Annotated in this window: 16 protein-coding genes and 4 tRNA genes; 16 read left to right on the top strand and 4 right to left on the bottom strand. The window is 67.6% G+C overall.

Translation table 11 applies throughout. From position 1 onward, the window contains the following. The first annotated feature begins 62 nt into the window (after positions 1-62). From RNZ50_12920 to RNZ50_12905, 4 genes are all read left to right on the top strand, one after another. Positions 63-443, top strand: a complete 381-nt coding sequence (locus RNZ50_12920; GenBank protein MDT8855900.1) for a GFA family protein — start codon at positions 63-65, stop codon at positions 441-443. Between the two features lie 97 nt (positions 444-540). Continuing rightward, positions 541-984, top strand: a complete 444-nt coding sequence (locus RNZ50_12915; GenBank protein ID MDT8855899.1) for an HU family DNA-binding protein — start codon at positions 541-543, stop codon at positions 982-984. An 18-nt stretch (positions 985-1,002) separates the two neighbouring features. Then, positions 1,003-1,077 (top strand) — tRNA-Val (locus RNZ50_12910). Positions 1,078-1,233: 156 nt separating this feature from the next. Continuing rightward, positions 1,234-1,309 (top strand) — tRNA-Val (locus tag RNZ50_12905). Between the two features lie 7 nt (positions 1,310-1,316). Here RNZ50_12905 and RNZ50_12900 read toward each other — a convergent pair. Continuing rightward, a complete protein-coding gene (locus RNZ50_12900) occupies positions 1,317-2,327 on the bottom strand; it encodes an AbrB family transcriptional regulator (GenBank protein ID MDT8855898.1) in 1,011 nt (336 codons plus the stop codon). A 387-nt stretch (positions 2,328-2,714) separates the two neighbouring features. Between RNZ50_12900 and RNZ50_12895 the strand changes: the two genes are divergently transcribed. The 4 genes from RNZ50_12895 (at position 2,715) to RNZ50_12880 (ending at position 4,216) form a co-directional block, all read left to right on the top strand. Beyond that, positions 2,715-3,653, top strand: a complete 939-nt coding sequence (locus tag RNZ50_12895) for a pirin family protein (GenBank protein ID MDT8855897.1) — start codon at positions 2,715-2,717, stop codon at positions 3,651-3,653. A gap of 98 nt (positions 3,654-3,751) precedes the next feature. Further along, positions 3,752-3,828: transfer RNA gene (locus tag RNZ50_12890), tRNA-Asp, on the top strand. Positions 3,829-3,859: 31 nt separating this feature from the next. Then, a tRNA-Asp gene (locus RNZ50_12885) sits at positions 3,860-3,936 on the top strand. Positions 3,937-3,997: 61 nt separating this feature from the next. Then, on the top strand, positions 3,998-4,216 hold the full coding sequence (locus RNZ50_12880; protein MDT8855896.1) for an RND transporter: 219 nt from the start codon (positions 3,998-4,000) through the stop codon (positions 4,214-4,216). A gap of 43 nt (positions 4,217-4,259) precedes the next feature. Here the strand turns inward: RNZ50_12880 and RNZ50_12875 are convergent, their stop codons facing one another. Then, complete coding sequence (locus RNZ50_12875) at positions 4,260-4,703, bottom strand: GNAT family N-acetyltransferase (GenBank protein MDT8855895.1); 444 nt, start codon at positions 4,701-4,703, stop codon at positions 4,260-4,262. A 163-nt stretch (positions 4,704-4,866) separates the two neighbouring features. Beyond that, positions 4,867-6,249: a M20/M25/M40 family metallo-hydrolase gene (locus RNZ50_12870; GenBank protein MDT8855894.1), complete on the bottom strand. Its 1,383-nt coding sequence runs from the start codon at positions 6,247-6,249 to the stop codon at positions 4,867-4,869. 108 nt (positions 6,250-6,357) lie between these two features. Here RNZ50_12870 and RNZ50_12865 point away from each other — a divergent pair, with 108 nt between their 5' ends. From RNZ50_12865 to ispG, 4 genes are all read left to right on the top strand, one after another. After that, entirely contained in the window at positions 6,358-6,930 is a 573-nt protein-coding gene (locus RNZ50_12865; GenBank protein MDT8855893.1) for a 5-aminolevulic acid synthase, read from the top strand. A gap of 135 nt (positions 6,931-7,065) precedes the next feature. Further along, positions 7,066-8,289, top strand: a complete 1,224-nt coding sequence (gene hemA, locus RNZ50_12860) for a 5-aminolevulinate synthase (GenBank protein MDT8855892.1) — start codon at positions 7,066-7,068, stop codon at positions 8,287-8,289. Positions 8,290-8,402: 113 nt separating this feature from the next. Next, complete coding sequence (locus tag RNZ50_12855) at positions 8,403-9,620, top strand: DUF4115 domain-containing protein (protein ID MDT8855891.1); 1,218 nt, start codon at positions 8,403-8,405, stop codon at positions 9,618-9,620. A gap of 70 nt (positions 9,621-9,690) precedes the next feature. Continuing rightward, complete coding sequence (gene ispG, locus RNZ50_12850; protein ID MDT8855890.1) at positions 9,691-10,824, top strand: flavodoxin-dependent (E)-4-hydroxy-3-methylbut-2-enyl-diphosphate synthase; 1,134 nt, start codon at positions 9,691-9,693, stop codon at positions 10,822-10,824. Between the two features lie 54 nt (positions 10,825-10,878). Here the strand turns inward: ispG and RNZ50_12845 are convergent, their stop codons facing one another. Next, positions 10,879-11,640 carry a DsbA family protein gene (locus RNZ50_12845; GenBank protein MDT8855889.1) on the bottom strand — a complete coding sequence of 254 codons (762 nt, stop codon included), beginning with the start codon at positions 11,638-11,640 and terminating at the stop codon, positions 10,879-10,881. Between the two features lie 277 nt (positions 11,641-11,917). On the opposite strand from RNZ50_12845, the gene RNZ50_12840 reads away from it, so the two are divergent. The 4 genes from RNZ50_12840 to RNZ50_12825 all read left to right on the top strand — a co-directional run bounded on the left by RNZ50_12840 (position 11,918) and on the right by RNZ50_12825 (position 17,693). Beyond that, the gene (locus RNZ50_12840) at positions 11,918-13,117 is read left to right on the top strand and encodes an N-acetylmuramoyl-L-alanine amidase (GenBank protein ID MDT8855888.1); all 1,200 of its coding nucleotides are present in this window, start codon (positions 11,918-11,920) and stop codon (positions 13,115-13,117) included. Positions 13,118-13,231: 114 nt separating this feature from the next. Next, the gene (locus RNZ50_12835; GenBank protein MDT8855887.1) at positions 13,232-15,799 is read left to right on the top strand and encodes a PBP1A family penicillin-binding protein; all 2,568 of its coding nucleotides are present in this window, start codon (positions 13,232-13,234) and stop codon (positions 15,797-15,799) included. A 425-nt stretch (positions 15,800-16,224) separates the two neighbouring features. Then, positions 16,225-17,352, top strand: a complete 1,128-nt coding sequence (gene prfB, locus RNZ50_12830) for a peptide chain release factor 2 (protein ID MDT8855886.1) — start codon at positions 16,225-16,227, stop codon at positions 17,350-17,352. Positions 17,353-17,414: 62 nt separating this feature from the next. Then, on the top strand, positions 17,415-17,693 hold the full coding sequence (locus RNZ50_12825; GenBank protein MDT8855885.1) for a hypothetical protein: 279 nt from the start codon (positions 17,415-17,417) through the stop codon (positions 17,691-17,693). Positions 17,694-17,756: the final 63 nt, after the last annotated feature.

Raw genomic sequence — 17,756 nt, 5'->3', positions numbered from 1 at the left:
TTTTCATGACCGGCGGGGCGGGCGCACACCCGGCCCGCCCCAGCCACGGGAGTGTGCCTGCCATGCACAAGGGATCCTGCCTTTGCGGCGCCATTCGATTCGAGATCGACGGCGACCTGCCGCCGCCGACCGCCTGCCATTGCACGATCTGCCGCAAGCATTCGGGCCATTTCGAGGCTTCGACCGACGTGCCGCGTGCCGCGCTGCACCTGGCCGGGGCGGAAAACCTGACGTGGTTCCAGTCGTCGCCCAAGGTGCGGCGCGGCTTCTGTGCAACCTGTGGCGCCTCGCTGTTCTTCGACCCGCCGCATCTCGACTGGATCGGGGTCGCGATGGGGGCGTTCGACGGGCCGACCGGCACGAGGCTTGCGCTGCACATCTTCGTCGATGACAAGGGCGACTACTACGACATCTCTGACGGCCTGCCGCAGAACCGGCAATAGCGGGATTCCGAGGCTGTTCCCGCGTTTGCCAGTTCCGCGGCGGGAAATACTGGCGTAAGATTGTATCCGAACCAGCAACAACGGGGAAACATCCAGAATGCCCGCTTCCAAGACCGCCGCCCGATCCGCCAAGGCAGGGTCCGCCAAGACCGCCGCCAGTCGCGCCGCCGCCGAACCGGGCGCGCCCGTTGCGGATGACCAGGATGCGACCCCCCCGGCCGAATCCGGGGTCGCGCCGCAGGAAAAGGCCCCCACGCTGAAGCTGAAGGATCTGATCGACCGGGTGGTGCAGGCAACCGGCGGCAAGAAGAAGGGCGTGCGCGAAATCGTCGAGGCCACGCTGGCCACGCTCGGCGCCGCGCTTTCGGCCGGTGACGACCTGAACCTGCCGCCGCTGGGCCGCGCCAAGGTCAACCGCCAGATGGACCGCGGCGAGGGCGAGCTGCTGGTGATCAAGCTGCACCGCAACGGTGCTGCGGGCGCCCGCAAGGGCCCCGGCAAGAAAGTCGCGAAAGAGACCCTTGCAGAGGCCGAAGACTAAGGCTAATACGCCCCCCACGGGTGATTAGCTCAGTGGTAGAGCGCTTCGTTCACATCGAAGATGTCAGGGGTTCAAATCCCTTATCACCCACCATCATTCAAAGGGCACGGCGCAGGCTGTGCCCTTTTTCGCTGGTCCGAACGGCTGACCTCCGCGGCGCGGGAAGGCCGGTGCGTGCTTCCACCGGTTCGGCCCCTGTCGCAGGTCGCCCCTTGCGGGCGACCCGGCCGTCGGTCTAGAAGGCGGCAGGGGTCGTTAGCTCAGTTGGTAGAGCGTCTCGTTTACACCGAGAATGTCGGCGGTTCGAACCCGTCACGACCCACCATCGCGCCTTACTTCGGCCTGCGTCCGATCCGGCGCAGCACCAGTGGCGCAAACCCGACCAGCAGCACGATCCGCACAACATGGTGCGTGGCGACATAGGCGACCTCGGCCTGCATCGCGAGCGCCACAAGGCTCATCTCGGTCACGCCGCCCGGGGCGTAGGCCAGCATGACCTGCTCGATCGACTGGCCGAACAGGCGGTGGAACAGCAGCGCGAAGGCCAGCGTCACGCCAAGGCTCAGCAGCGTCGCGCCAAGGCTCAGCAGCAGCGCCCGCCCCACGACGCGCGGCCCGATGCCCAGGAAACGGCAGCCCATCACCGTGCCAAGCAGGATCTGCGCCATCACCACCAGCTCGCGCGGCGGCGCGGCCTGCGACAGGCCCGCGACATGGGCGGCGGCACTGACGAACATCGGCCCGACCAGCGTCGGCGCGGGCAGCCGGAGGCCGATGCCCAATGCAGCCCCCAGCACGCCGCACACCGCCAGCACCGCCAGATCGCGCGCGTCGATGTCGGCAAAGCCGACCCCCATCGAGGTGGCGCTGCCTACGGAATAGCCCTGGATCAGCCGGAACCACAGCGCGATCAGCGCGATGGTGATGACGATGCGCGCGGCATGGGCCAGGATGATCCTGCGTTCGTCGCCGCCCATCTCCTGCCCGATCATCGCCATCTCGTTGACGCCACCCGGCATGGCGGAGAAGAAGGCGGTGGTCGGGTCGAAGCCGCCGACCCGCCGGTAGTAGGGAACCACAAGCGCCGCCGTCACCACAAGATAGACCACCAGCATCGCCAGCGACAGCGCCCAGCCTGCCGCCTGCGACAGCAGCGCCGGGCTGAATCCGGCCCCCAGCAGCACGCCGATCACCACGACCACGGTCGGGCGCAGGCGCGACGGCGGCAGGATCGGCGCATTCAGCATCGCGGCAATCATCGACGCGGTCAGCGCCCCCAGCATCCAGGGCAGCGGCAGGCCGAGGATCTGGAACACGCCCCCGCCGAAGGCTCCGATGGCCAGTGCCAGCAGGGTCCGGGTCAGTCTGGTGCGCAGGGGCGGCGGCGGGGCTTGGCTGATCAGGGTCGCACGTCTCCATGATCGCGCCGCCCGGCGGCACGCGGCCTTCGGTCACCCGGTGCGCCGCCCACGCGCCCGCACCGTGCCTCATGGCCCTGCAATCTATAGGCCAAGGGGGCCGGTGGCACAACTGCCGTGGCGTCCCCGAAGACCGCGTGCCAATGCGAACGCTGGTTCACAAACCGCAACACAGCCGGCAGGGCAGGGGCGCCCCCCGGCATCCGGCGCCAATGCCAGGCCACTGTGCCCTGCCGCACAGCCGGGCGGCGCCAATGCGCATTGGCGGCCCGCCGCTGGCCGCCTACCTTTGAACATGAACAGGAGACGCCGATGAGCTGGAACCCCGCGCTTGACCCCGACATTCCGCTTGGCGATGCGATCGACGCCATCGCCGCCGAAGTCGTGCCCCGCGCCCGCGACCTGGGTGGTTTCGAGGTCCGCCGGGCGCTGCCCTCCTCGGCCCGGCAGATGGTGGGGCCATTCATCTTCTTCGACCAGATGGGCCCCGCCGAATTCCTGACGGGGCAGGGCATCGACGTGCGTCCGCACCCCCACATCGGGCTGGCGACGGTCACCTACCTGATGCAGGGCAGCATCCACCACCGCGACAGCCTCGGCACCGACCAGTGGATCGAGCCGGGGGCGGTGAACTGGATGCTGGCCGGGCGCGGCATCACCCATTCCGAGCGGATGGACGGGCCGCAGCGCGCCGCCCCGCACCGGCTGTTCGGCCTTCAGACCTGGGTTGCGCTGCCCGACGCCCGCGAAGACGACCCGGCCGCCTTCGTCCATGCCGATGCCGCCAGCCTGCCGCTTTTGGAAGGAGAGGGCAAGCGGGTGCGGCTGATCCTGGGCGAGGCCTGGGGCGAACGCGCGCCGGTCGCCACCCCCTCCGAGATGTTCTATGCCGATGCGATCCTGGCACCCCACGCCGCCATCCCGCTGCCCGACGGGCAGGAAGATCGCGGCGCCTACATCCTGACCGGCGAGATCAGCGTGGCGGGCGACACCTTCGGCGCCGGGCGGATGCTGGTGTTCCGCCCCGGCGACCGGCTGTCGCTGCGCGCAGGCCCGCAGGGGGCCCGGCTGATGCTGCTGGGTGGGGCCACGATGGAGGGGCCGCGCCATATCTGGTGGAACTTCGTCGCCTCCAGCAAGGAACGCATCGAGGCCGCGAAAGAGGCGTGGCGCGCGGGCGACTGGGCGCATGGCCGCTTCCGCCTGCCGCCTGGCGACGACGCCGATTTCATCCCCGCACCGGAACGTTGAAGGCCGCGCGATATTTCCGCCGACTTGCGCTTGACGTCCCCGGCGGGGGTGCGTAATACCCTCCACACGTTCGGGCGATGATCCGGGCGGCGAAAAGCGCGGTTGTAGCTCAGTTGGTTAGAGTACCGGCCTGTCACGCCGGGGGTCGCGGGTTCGAGCCCCGTCAACCGCGCCATCGCCCGCCCGCATCGCCCGAACGTAAAAGCGCGGTTGTAGCTCAGTTGGTTAGAGTACCGGCCTGTCACGCCGGGGGTCGCGGGTTCGAGCCCCGTCAACCGCGCCATTATCACATTGCATGTTCTGAATATGTGGCATAGCCATGGTGACCCGAACCGGAGCGCGCCATGCATTACCTTGACCAGATTCCGCTGACCCTCGTGATGATCGTCGCCCTGACGCTGGGTCTGGCGCCGTTCTTTCCCGAACCGCATATCTGGGAAAAGCTGAAGATGCTGGCGGCGGGCACGCTGGTGCGCCCGGTGGACATGGCCGACATGGCGATGCACGGGCTGCCGTGGCTGCTGCTGGCCGCCAAGCTGGCGCGCATGGCGCTGCGGGCCTGACCGCAATTCTTCTAAGAAGAATTGGTCCCGCCCCTCGGTCACGCTACAGCGTCAGGCGATAGCGCAGATGGCCGTCCGACGCCACAAATCCGTCATAGAGCGCGCGCGCCCGTGCGTTGCCTTCGCCGGTGTGCCAATACAGCCGGTGCCAGCCCCGTGCCCGTGCCAGGGCCTGCAGATCCTCGATCAGCGCCCTGCCGACACCTCGCCCCCGCGCCGCTTCCGCCACGAACAGGTCCTCCAGATAGCAATCCTCACCCAGCACCCAGGTCGAGAGGTGCGGATGGTGCAGCGCGAATCCAAGGCACTGCCCGTCGCGCCAGGCCAGCCGCCCCGCCAGCGGCGAGGCCGGATCAAGCAGCCGCGCCCAGGTGCGGTCCGTCACCTCCCCGGGCAGGGCGACATCATAGAAGTCGAGATACTGCGCCCAGAGACCGCGCCACGCGGCCTCGTCTTCCGGGCGGACAGAAGTGATCTCAAGACTCATCGCGGTTCCATTCATCTTTGCAAAAATATCCCCGCCGGAGGCTCCGATGCCGAGGCCGGGACCCTTGTCGGCAGGAAGGGCGCCTTCGGCGGGAGGGTATTTGGGCCAACGAGAAACCACAGCACGCACGCCGCCTGCCCGAACATCCCGCCGGAGGCCCCCGTTACCCCACAAGCCGGTCGAGAATGCGTGCCCAGGAGCGGATGCCCTTGTGGAAGCTTTCCATGTCGTATTTCTCATTCGGGGAATGGATCTGGTCGTCGTCCTTGCCGAAGCCGACCAGCATGGCGTCCATTCCGAGGTAGGTCTTGAAATACCCTGCAATCGGGATCGAGCCGCCGCAGCCGACGTAGGAGGCCGCGCGGCCCCATTCTTCCGACAGCGCATGGCGGGTCGCCTCGAACGCCGGGTGGTCGATCGACATCTGCCCGGCCGGGCTGTTGCCGTGGCCGTGGAAATCGACCGTGCAGTCGGCGGGCAGTTGGGCGCGGACGAAATCGCGGAACGCCTCGCGGATCGTGTCGGGATTCTGGCCGCCGACCAGCCGGAAGCTGATCTTGGCATGGGCCTGCGACGGCAGCACGGTCTTGAAGCCGTCGCCGGTGTATCCACCCCAGATGCCGTTGACCTCGCAGGTCGGGCGCGACCAGATCATTTCCAGCGGCGTGCGGTCAGCCTCGCCTGCGGGCACCGACAGGCCGACATCGCCGAGGAATTTCGCGTGGTCGAACGACAGGTTCTGCCATTGCGCGCGGATTTCGTCGGGTAGTTCGGTCACGCCGTCGTAGAAGCCCGGCACGGTGATGCGCCCGGTGGCGTCGTGCAGCCCGGCGATGATGCGCGCCAGCACCCGGATCGGGTTGATCGCCGCACCGCCGTACATGCCGGAATGCAGATCCTTGTTCGGCCCGTGGACGGTGATCTCCTCGCCCAGCAGGCCGCGCAGCATGGTGACGATGGCGGGGGAGGTCGATTCGAAGAGGCCGGTGTCGCAGATCAGCGCGATGTCGGCGGTCAGTTCCGCCGCGTTTTCCTGCATGAAGGGGATCAGCGAGGGCGACCCCGATTCCTCCTCGCCTTCCAGAAAGATCGTGAGGCGGCCGGGCAGGGTGCCGTGCACCGCCTTCCAGGCCCGGCAGGCTTCGAGAAACGTCATCAGCTGGCCCTTGTCGTCGGAGGCGCCGCGCGCCCGGATCACGGGGCCTTTCGGCGTGTCCTCCACCACCGGGTCGAACGGGTCGCGGGTCCACAACGCCAGCGGATCGACCGGCTGCACGTCGTAATGGCCGTAGAACAGCAGGTGCGGGCCCGCCGCCGCCCCGTCGCCGGCCTGCGCCACCACCATCGGGTGGCCCGGCGTCGGGCGCTTGGCGGCGCTGAACCCCAGCGTCGCGAGATCGGCCACCAGCCAGTCCGCCGCGCGGTCGCAGTCGGCCTTGAACGCCGGATCGGTGGAGATCGACGGGATGCGCAGCAGGTCGAGCAGGCGCACGGAGGCCTCCGGCAGGGTTTCGTCGATGCGGGCCAGCACGGCATCCAGCGACATGTCATTCTCCTTTTTGTGATCCGGCGCGGAGCGTATCAGCCACAGCCCCCCTGTCCAGTGCCGACCGGTCAGGGTAAATAGGCCCCGGGTAGCGGACAGGAGAGCATGATGCGGGTTTCAGGTGTGTGCGGACTGGTGCTGCTGGCGGCGGGTGCGGCCAGCGCGGGGCCGATCGACGGCAAGGGCGCGCAGGCGATGCTGTTCGAGGCCAAGGGGGCGGAAGTGCGGATGATCGCCCAGCCGTTCCTGACCGAGGCCGACGCGAAGATCCTGGCCGTGGTCGGCGCGCAGCAGCCCTATTACGGCGCCATCGCGGTGTCGCCCGAGGACGGGCTGATGTTCGACGCCACTGTGGCCGCCGCCAACCACCACAGCACCGAGGCCGCATCCGCGGCTGCGCTGGCGGGTTGCGATGCCAAGCGCAAGGGCGCGGCGCGCTGCGTCGTGGTGGCGCTGATCCGCCCGGCAGGCTGGGTCGCGCGCCCGCTGCAACTTTCGTCCGATGCGACCGAGGGGTTCCGCAAGGCCTACAAGGGGTCGGGGCCGCGGGCGATGGCGGTCTCGCTGTCGACCGGGCTCTGGGGCATCGCGTCGGGCCCCGATGCGCCTGCGGCGGCGCTGGCCGCCTGTGCCGCCAAGGGTGCCAAGGCCGACGACTGCGCGCTGGCCATTGTCAATTGATGCTGCGCCGCAGGGCGGCAAAATGCCCCGTGTCGGATATGGCATTTGATTGATATCAAGGCAGCACGCGAACGGTCCCCGCTAGGGTTGATCAAAAGCAAGGCCAATTCGGGGCCTGCAGCCAAGGAGACAGACATGGAATACGCTACGGCACTCGACACCGCGCTGAACCGGTTGCACGAGGAAGGGCGCTACCGCACCTTCATCGACATCGAGCGGCGCAAGGGTGCCTTTCCGTCGGCCGTCTGGCGCAAGCCCGACGGAACGGAGGCGGACATAACGGTCTGGTGCGGCAACGACTATCTCGGCATGGGGCAGCATCCGGCGGTGCTGGCCGCGATGCACGAGGCGCTGGACGCCACCGGGGCCGGGTCGGGCGGCACCCGCAACATTTCCGGCACCACGGTCTATCACAAGCGGCTTGAGGCCGAACTGGCCGACCTGCACCACAAGGAAGCGGCGCTGGTCTTCAGCTCGGCCTACATCGCCAATGACGCCACGCTGTCCACGCTGCCTGCGCTGTTTCCCGGCCTCGTGACCATTTCCGACCAGCTGAACCACGCCTCGATGATCCAGGGCATCCGGCGCGGCGGGAACGAGCGGCACATCTTCAAGCACAATGACATGGCCGACCTGCGCCGCATCCTGGAAGGCATCGAGAAGGGCCGTCCGATCCTGATCGCCTTCGAGTCGATCTATTCGATGGACGGCGATTTCGGCCCGATCGAGGAGGTCTGCGACCTTGCCGACGAGTTCGGCGCGCTGACCTACATCGACGAGGTCCATGCCGTCGGCATGTATGGCCCGCGCGGCGGCGGCGTGGCCGAGCGTGACGGGCTGATGGACCGGATCGACATCATCAACGGCACGCTGGGCAAGGCCTATGGCGTGTTCGGCGGCTATATTGCTGCATCTGCGAAGATGTGCGACGCGGTGCGCAGCTATGCCCCCGGCTTCATCTTCACCACCTCGCTGCCCCCCGCAATCGCGGCCGGTGCGGCGGCCTCGGTCCGGCACCTGAAGACCGACCAGTCCCTGCGCGATGCCCAGCAGTTGAACGCCCGCGTGCTCAAGATGCGGCTCAAGGGGCTGGGGGTCCCGATCATCGACCACGGGTCGCATATTGTGCCCGTGCATGTCGGAGACCCCATCCATTGCAAGATGGTGTCCGACATGCTGCTCGACATGTTCGGCATCTATGCCCAGCCGATCAACTTCCCCACCGTGCCGCGCGGCACCGAACGGCTGCGGTTCACGCCCTCGCCGGTGCATGATTCGAAGCAGATCGACCACCTCGTAAAGGCCATGGACGTTCTTTGGGGTCACTGTGCGCTGAATCGCGCCGAGGCGTCTGCCTGACCGCTTCTGCGGATGCACAACGCCTTGCCCTGTGCTAGCTTTGACCGCAATAGAAGGCCAATGAGTCGGCGCGGAACCGACTCGGGCCTGAGGGGCAGCACGGGGCAGGGTGAATGATCGGACGGAGGAAAAAACCTTCGACGCCAGTCGTCGACAAGCCGAAAGGCTTTGACGACTTCGAGCTTCGCCTCGGCGACGTGATGCGCGGCGAGCGTGCGACGCTCGGCAAATCCCTGCTGGATGTGCAGCGCGAACTGAAGATCAAGGCGACCTACATCGCCGCGATCGAGAACTGCGACGTGTCCGCATTCGAAACACAGGGCTTCGTCGCGGGCTATGTCCGGTCCTATGCACGCTATCTGGGGATGGAGCCTGACTGGGCCTTCACCCGCTTCTGCGCCGAAGCCAATTTCGCCGTGGCGCATGGCATGTCGGCTGCGGCCTCGCCCGCGCGCATCGCCGCGGTCCGCACCCGCTCTGCCGCCGAATACCGCGACCCGCTGGCCGACCCCAACGCGAGCTTTGTGCCGCGCGGCGAAAGCCTGTTTGCCCGGGTTGAACCGGGGGCGGTTGGTTCGCTGGTGGTGCTGCTGGCACTGATCGGGGCGATCGGCTACGGCGGCTGGTCGGTGCTGCAGCAGGTGCAGCGCGTGCAGGTCTCGCCGGTCGATCAGGCGCCGCGCGTCGTGGCCGAGATCGACCCGCTGGGCAATGTACGCGGTCAGGCGCCGCTGGTGCGCTCGGCCCCCGCGGCGCCGGGCAGCGACCCGGCAGCACCGGTAGCCACCGCCGACGGGTCGGAACTGATGGACAGGCTGTATCGTCCGCACGCGCTGGACGTGCCGGTGATGGTGTCGCGCGACGGCCCGATTGCCGCGATCAATCCGCGCAGCAGCGGCACGCTGGTCGCGGCGGCCCAGACGCTGGTCGCCACCGAAGCCGCCCCGGATGCCACCCCGCCGCAGGTGGTGGCCACTGTCGCCCCTGGCGTGCATATCCTGGCCGTGCGCCCGTCCTGGGTGCGGGTGTCCTCGGCCGATGGCACCGTGCTGTTCGAGAAGATCCTCGACGCGGGCGAACGCTACGCCGTGCCGCAGATGGAAGAGGCGGCGGTGCTGCGCTCGGGCAATTCCGGCTCGATCTACTTCGCGGTGAACGGCCAGACCTACGGCCCGGCCGCCCCCGGTGCGCAGGTGGTCAAGAACGTCGCCCTGTCGCCCGAGGCGCTGACCGCGAAATACGCCGTCGCCAACCTTGACCGCGACGCCGATCTGGCCCGCCTTGTTGCCGTGGCGCAGGCCGACATTGCGGTTCCGGCCGTCGCTGACTAAGCGTCGCGTTGCCCTTTGGCGGCGGCGGCGCTATGTTGCGCGCGTGCCATCCGGGCTTTGAGGATCTGAAATGTCGCTGAATGACGTGCGCCCGTGGCGCAACATCTATCGCCGCAAGTCGCGCCAGATCATGGTGGGCCGCGTTGCCGTGGGGGGCGATGCGCCGATCTCGGTGCAGACCATGACCAACACCATCACCTCGGATGTCGCGGCCACGCTGGAACAGGTGCAACGCTGTGCCGCCGCCGGGGCCGACATCGTGCGGATCTCGACCCCCGATGAAGACAGCACCCGCGCGCTGAAGCTGATCGTGGCCGAAAGCCCGGTGCCGATCGTGGCCGACATCCATTTCCACTACAAGCGCGCCATCGAGGCCGCCGAGGCCGGCGCCGCCTGCCTGCGCATCAACCCCGGCAACATCGGCGATGCCCGCCGGGTGCGCGAGGTGATCAAGGCCGCCAAGGATCACGGCTGTTCGATCCGCATCGGCGTCAACGCCGGGTCGCTGGAAAAGCACCTGCTCGACAAGTATGGCGAGCCCTGCCCGGATGCGATGGTCGAATCCGGCATGGACCACATCAAGATCCTGCAGGACAACGATTTTCACGAGTTCAAGATCTCGGTCAAGGCGTCCGACGTGTTCATGGCCGCCGCAGCCTACAACCAGCTGGCCGACGCGACCGACGCGCCGATCCACCTTGGCATCACCGAAGCCGGGGGCTTGCAGTCCGGCACGGTGAAATCGGCGATCGGGCTGGGCAACCTGTTGTGGAACGGCATCGGCGACACCATCCGGGTCTCGCTGTCGGCCGACCCGGTGCAGGAGGTCAAGGTCGGCTTCGAGATCCTGAAATCGCTGGGCCTGCGCCATCGCGGCGTCACCATCATCTCGTGCCCGTCCTGCGCGCGGCAGGGGTTCGACGTGATCAAGACCGTCGCGGCGCTGGAGGACCGGCTGGCCCATGTCACCACCTCGATGAGCCTGTCGATCATCGGCTGCGTGGTCAACGGGCCGGGCGAGGCGCTGATGACCGACATCGGGTTCACCGGCGGCGGCAACGGGTCGGGCATGGTCTATCTGGCGGGCAAGCAGGTGCACAAGCTTGGCAACGACCAGATGATCGACCACATCGTGGAACAGGTCGAGAAGAAGGCCGCTGAGCTTGCGGCCGTGGCGGCGGCGCAAAGCATTGCGGCGTCGTGATGCGCAGGCCAACGTGACGGCAACCGGGGCGGCAAGCCGCCCCGGCGCCGCACCTCAGCCCTTGCGCTGGCCTTCGACGATCGAGCGCATCCCGTCCAGCGGCACATAACCGCGCACCATGGTCCGGTCGATGATGAAGGTCGGCGTCCCGTTGATCTCCAGCCGCCCGCCGAGGCTCTGGTTGGCGTCGAGCACCGCGGTGACTTCGGGCGAATCCATCCGCGCCAGAATCGCCTTCCCGTCCAGACCCAGTTCGCCCGCCAGCCGATCCAGCGCCTCGGTGCTCACGTCGCCGCGAAAGGTGATCAGCGCCTGATGGGCGCGGGCGTAGGCGTCGTCGCCCGCCAGTTGCCGCACCGCGATGGCAAAGCGCGACGACAGCACCGACTGTTCGCCCAGGATCGGGTATTCCTTCAGCACGAAGCGGATGTTGCCATCCGATTTCACCAGTTCGGCAACCTCGTCATGCGCCTTGCGGCAATAGCCGCAGCGGTAGTCGACGAATTCGACCAGCGTGATGTCGCCGTCGAGATTGCCGCCGACCCAGCTGTTCGGATCGTTGAGAATCTCGTCGGCATTGGTTTCCAGCAGGGCCAGATCATTGGCGACCGCATCTTCCTGCTGGCGCTGTTCCAGCACGGCGATGGCTTCCATCAGCACCTCGGGGTTTTCCATCAGATAGGCGCGCACCTCGGCCCGGAAGGCGGTGCGTTCGGCCTCGGTCATGGAGCCCGCGTCCTGCGCCATGGCGGCACCCGACAGCATCAGGGCGGCGGCAAGGCCGGGCAGGCAGCGCACCGGGGGGAATAGCGTCATGGGGGTCATGCTCCGTTGCAAGGGCGGCCAGATGGGCCGGTGCCGGTTTCCCGTGTCTGTGCCGGGGTTCGGGCTGTCGGTCAAGCGCAGATCGGCCGGGGTAGGGCGTTGGTGGCAGCTTAGGGGGCGGCGGCGGCGGGTGGCAAGGCGGGCCGCGGCCGATCCCTGCAATGTGATGCCGGGAATCGGCGGCCGCGGCAGGGCAAACGCCCCGGGGGGCGTTTACTTTGATGCCTCCGGCGGGGATATTTGCGCCAAGATGAAAAGGCGGGGCAGGATGGGGCGGATAATCGGGGGCGTGCTGGCGCTGTGGCTGATGCTGGGCGGCGCCGCGGCGCAGGAGCTTTCGGCGCTGGCGCGGTTCGACGCGGCGGCATCGCGGCTGGAGGACAGCAGGCGGGGCATCGCGCTGGATCTGGCGCTCAGCCAGCCGGTGCCGTGGCGGGTGCGGCTGCTCGACAGCCCGCCGCGTCTGGTGCTGGATTTCCGCGAGGTCGACTGGGCGGGCCTGCCGGACCTTGCGCGCAACAGCGACCGGGTGCTTGACCTGCGCGCCGGGGCGTTCCGGCCGGGCTGGTCGCGGCTGGTGCTGGAGCTTGACGGCCCCTATCTGGTCGGCGCGGCAAGCATGACCACGAACGGGGCAACCCGTGTCACGCTGCGGCTCGACCCGGCCGACCCGGCCGCTTTCGCGGCGAAGGCCGCCGAGCCGGAGCCCGCAGGCTGGGCGCTGCCCGAACCCGCCGTGACGCAGCAGCGGCAGGCGCCGGGCGACGGGCCGCTGGTGGTGGTGCTCGACCCCGGCCATGGCGGCATCGACCCGGGCGCGGAACGCGACGGGCTGAAGGAAGCCGACCTGGTGCTGACCTTCGCGCGCGAGTTCAAGGAACTGCTGCTGCGCGATGGCGGCTTTCACGTGGTGATGACCCGCGAGGAGGACATCTTCGTGCCGCTGGAAACCCGCATCTCGGTCGCCCGGGCGGCGGGGGCGGGGCTGTTCCTGTCGCTGCACGCCGATGCGCTGGCGGAAGGCGAGGCGGTGGGCGCCACGCTTTACACCCTGTCCGACGAGGCCAGCGACGAGGCGGCGGCGACCCTTGCCGAACGCCACGACCGCGACGACCTGCTGGCCGGGGTCGACCTGACCGGGCAGGACGATCTGGTGGCGGGCATCCTGATGGACATGGCGCGCACCGAAACCGCGCCCCGCACCGAACGCCTGACCATCGCGCTGGAGGCGGCGATGAAGGCATCGGCGGTGAAGATGCACCGCCACCCGCGCCAGTCGGCCGGCTTCTCGGTGCTGAAATCGCCCGACATCCCGTCGGTGCTGCTGGAACTTGGGTTCATGTCGTCGGCGCGCGATCTGGCGCGGCTGACCGATCCGGCGTGGCGGGCGCGGATGGCGCTGGCGCTGCGCGACGGGCTCAAGGCCTGGGCGGCCGAGGATGCGGCGCTGCGGGCCCTGCGCCGCTGAGCGCGGTCAAGTTGCCGTGCGTTGGGCAGGTTTGCGCCGTTTCGCGGCTTGCGGCCTTTTGACCTTCGGGGCGGCAGGCGATATAGAATGGGTCAGCAGCGCGGGAGTTCAGCAGTGGTCAGGTTCGTCGGGTCCTTTTTCGGGGCCATCTTCACCACAATCACGCTGGGCCTGCTGTTCGGCGCGCTGACCATCGGCGCGATCTTCTGGATGTATTCGCGCGACCTGCCGAGCCACGACAGCCTGGCGCAATACACCCCCCCGACCATCAGCCGGATCTACAACGGCGAAGGCCGGATGATCGACGAATTCGCGCAGGAACGGCGGCTGTTCGCCCCGATCGAGGACATTCCAGATCTGGTGAAGAACGCCTTCATCAGCGCCGAGGACAAGAACTTCTACACCCACCACGGCTATGACGCGCGCGGCATCGCCGCCGCCGCGATCGAGGCCATCCGCTCGCGCGGGCAGACCGTGCGCGGCGCGTCCACCATCACCCAGCAGGTGATGAAGAACTTCCTTCTGTCGGGCGACCGCACCGGCGAGCGCAAGATCAAGGAGATCATCCTTGCCACCCGCATCGAGGAAACGCTGAGCAAGCCGAAGATCCTTGAACTTTACCTGAACGAGATATTCCTCGGTCAGAACTCCTACGGAGTGGCGGCGGCGGCGCAGACCTATTTCAACAAGAATCTGGCCGACCTGTCGCCCGCCGAGGCCGCGATGCTGGCCGCTATGCCCCAGGCGCCCAGCCAGTATCACCCGGTCCGCGCCAAGGCCCGCGTCACCGAACGGCGCAACTACGTGCTGCGCGAGATGTGGCAGAACGGCTATATCGACGAGGCGACGTATCTCGCCGCGAAGGAAGAGCCGCTGCGTTCGGTGCAGAACGGCGATTACCCGGCCTTCCGCGATGCCCTGCCGCCACGCGACTATTTCACCGACGAGATCCGCCGCCAGCTGTCGGGCACCTTCGGCGAGGCCGAATTCTTCGGCGGCGGCCTGACGATCCGCGCCACCGTCGATCCCGACCTTCAGGCCGAGGCCGCGAAGGCCCTGCGCACCGGGCTGGAAAAGTTCGATCGCGGCCAGGGCATCTGGCGCGGCACAAGGCAGGTGATCGCCCCCGACAGGCTGACCTCCGAAGCCGACTGGCGCGCCGCCCTTGCCGACCTGAAGCTGCCGCGCGACGTGGCGGGCTGGCATCCGGCGGTGGTGCTTGAAGTGGGCGAGACTGCGGCCCGGATCGGCATCGAAGGCGAGGCCGAGGACGAGGACGGCCATTTCATCCCGGCCGAAGACGTGAGCTGGGCGCGCAAGCGCCAGGCTGACGGGCGGCTGGGGCCGAAGGCCAGGAAGGCCGGCGATCTGGTGTCGGTTGGCGACGCCGTGCTGGTGCGCGCCGTCACCAACGAGGACGGCAGCTTCAAGCGCTGGTCGCTGCGCCAGGTGCCCGAGGTTCAGGGCGGCTTCATGGCGATGGACGTGAACTCGGGCCGGGTTCTGGCGATGCAGGGCGGCTATTCCTACGAGGATTCGGTCTTCAACCGCGCCACGCAGGCGACGCGCCAGCCGGGGTCGTCGTTCAAGCCCTTCGTCTATGCCGCGGCGCTGGACAGCGGCTTTTCCCCCGCCACCATCGTGATCGACGCCCCGATCGAGGTGATGACGCCGCAGGGCCTTTGGACGCCGAAGAACGCCTCGAACAAGTTCTACGGCCCGGCCCCCCTGCGCACCGGGATCGAGCAGTCGCGCAACCTGATGACGGTGCGGATCGCGCAGGAAATCGGCATGGATACCGTGGCCGCCTATGCCGAACGCTTCGGGGTCTATGACCGGATGGGCGCGTTCCTCGCCAACGCGCTGGGGTCCGAGGAAACCACGCTATTCAAGATGGTCGCAGCCTATGCGATGTTCGCCAACGGCGGCGAGCGGGTCGAACCGACGCTGGTTGACCGCGTGCAGGACCGTTTCGGCAAGACCGTCTATCGCCATGACCAGCGCAAGTGCGAAGACTGCGGTCTGGCAAGCCTGACCCCCGGCACCACCCCGCAGATCGTGTCGAACCGCGAGCGGGTGATGGATGCGATCACCGCCTATCAGCTGACCTCGATGATGGAGGGCGTGGTGCAGCGCGGCACCGGAAAGGGCATCAACCTGCCCGTTCCCATCGCGGGCAAGACCGGCACCACCAACGACGCCAAGGACGTGTGGTTCATCGGTTATTCCTCCAACATCGTGGCGGGCTGCTATATCGGCTACGACCAGCCGCGCAGCATGGGCACCGCCTCGGGCGGCGGTTTCTGCGGCCCGGTGTTCGAGGATTTCATGAAGGTGGCGATCCAGAAATACGGCGGCACGCGCTTCAAGGTGCCGCCGGGCGGATTCTTCGTGAACATCGACCGCTTCTCCGGCGCGCGCCTGGGCGAAGGCGCCAGCGGCGAGAACGTGGTGGCAGAATACTTCCGCGAGGGCGAAGACCCGTTCATCGGTCTGGCCGGCATGGTGGTGGACGGCGGCTTTGCCATGGGGGCCAACCTGCCGCTGTTCGCCTATGGCGAAAGCGGCGAAAGCGGCGAAGGCGGCGAAGGCGCCGCCACCGTCACCACCGCCAGCGGCAAGACCAAGGTGATTCCGAAAAAGGCCGACTTCGGCACGCTCAGTTCCGGCGGCCTGTATTAAGCGGGCATCCGGCGCGGCGCTTTCAACCTGAAATGGCAAAATCCGGTGCGATTCCGAAAGGAACCGGACAGGCTTTGCCGATTCCCCCACCTGTTTGAACGCATGGGGCCCGTTTTCCTCGGTCAGCGACCCGCCTCAGCCTGGGCTATAGGGCGCCAGCCGGATCGGGATCGTCGGAAAGGGCGGCAACATCTTCCGCATCGACGAACGGCCCGGGGCGACCGAGGGCCACCTCGGCGGCAACACCGTTGTCTCGCTGGCCGCCGAAGACAGTTCGATCGCACTTCAGGGCGTGACGATTGCCCAGCTTTCGGCCGACAACTTCCTGTTCTGACAGCCCGGTGCCGCTTGCGGCGCGGGGGCAGGGTGCGTATATCAAGACGCCGTCGCCAGACGGCGTCTTTTCCCGTCACGGAGGCCAGACGATGCGCACCGAAACCCAGTATCATGTGGAGGCGATCCGCAAATCCCTTGCGCTTCTGGCGCAGCGGATGGATCTCGAGACCGCTCCGCACCGGCTGGAGGAGTTCAACGCGCTGATCGAGGATGGCAACCTGTGGTCCGACCCGGCCCGCGCGCAGAAACTGATGCGCGAACGCCAGTCGCTGATGGACGAGCTTTCGACCTACCGGATGATCGACTCCGGCCTCAGCGACAATGTCGAGCTGATCGGGATGGGCGAGGCCGAGGGCGACGCCGAGATCGTGGCCGAGGCCGAGGCCGCACTGAAGGCGCTGGTCGAAACCTCCCGCGCCAAGGAGCTTGAGGCGCTGCTGGATGGCGAGGCTGACGGCAACGACACTTTCCTTGAGGTCAACGCGGGCGCCGGCGGCACCGAATCCTGCGACTGGGCCTCGATGCTGGCGCGGATGTATGTCCGCTGGGCGGAACGGAAGGGCTACAAGGTCGAATTGCAGTCGATGAGCGACGGCGAGGAGGCGGGCATCAAGTCGGCATCCTACAAGATCAGCGGCCCCAACGCCTATGGCTGGCTGAAATCTGAAAGCGGCGTGCACCGGCTTGTCCGCATCTCGCCCTACGACTCCGCGGCGCGGCGGCACACCTCGTTCAGTTCCGTCTGGGTTTACCCCGCAATTGACGACAACATCGAGATCGACATCCCCGACCGCGACATCCGGATCGACACCTACCGCTCGTCCGGGGCGGGGGGCCAGCACGTCAACACCACCGACTCGGCGGTGCGGATCACCCACCTGCCGACCAACATCGTCGTCACCAGCTCGGAAAAGTCGCAGCACCAGAACCGCGCCAACTGCATGGCGGCGCTGCGCGCGCGGCTTTACCAGCTTGAACTCGACAGGCGCAGCGCCGCGATCAACGCCCAGCACGAAAGCAAGGGCGATGCCGGCTGGGGCAACCAGATCCGGTCCTACGTCCTGCAACCCTACCAGATGGTCAAGGACCTGCGCACCGGGGTCGAAACTTCAGACACCGACGGCGTGCTGAACGGCGATCTCGACAAGTTCATGGCGGCAACGCTGGCGATGGACGTGGCCGGGAAAAGCCGCGCCGAGGCCAACGCCGAAGGCTGATCACGCCGCTTGCCCAGACCGTCGCCACCCCGTAGCCTGATCCGGCAACGGGAGGATGCGCAATGGACGAAACCACCACCGGGCCGCCCTCGGCGGTGCCTGTCATCAACACCTTGACATGGGACGATCTGGCGGGCGCAGTCGGCGCCGCCTGGGCCGATTTCCGGCACGCGCCGCTTTACGGGCTGTTCTTCAGCGCGGTCTATGTGGCGGGCGGCTGGCTGATCGTCCATGCCGTGACGGTCGGCGGCCAGCTGTGGTGGAGCCTGCCTGCCGCCGCCGGCTTCCCGATCCTCGGGCCGTTCATCGCCTGCGGGCTTTACGATGCGTGTTTCGCTTGATGGTGGGCATCGATTTCACGGGATCATGGGCAGTCATTTCGCGTGAAGCTGGGCACTGATTTC

The sequence above is a fragment of the Paracoccaceae bacterium Fryx2 genome (assembly GCA_032334235.1).
GTDB lineage: Bacteria > Pseudomonadota > Alphaproteobacteria > Rhodobacterales > Rhodobacteraceae > JAVSGI01.
This window is presented reverse-complemented; position numbering and strand designations above follow the sequence as displayed.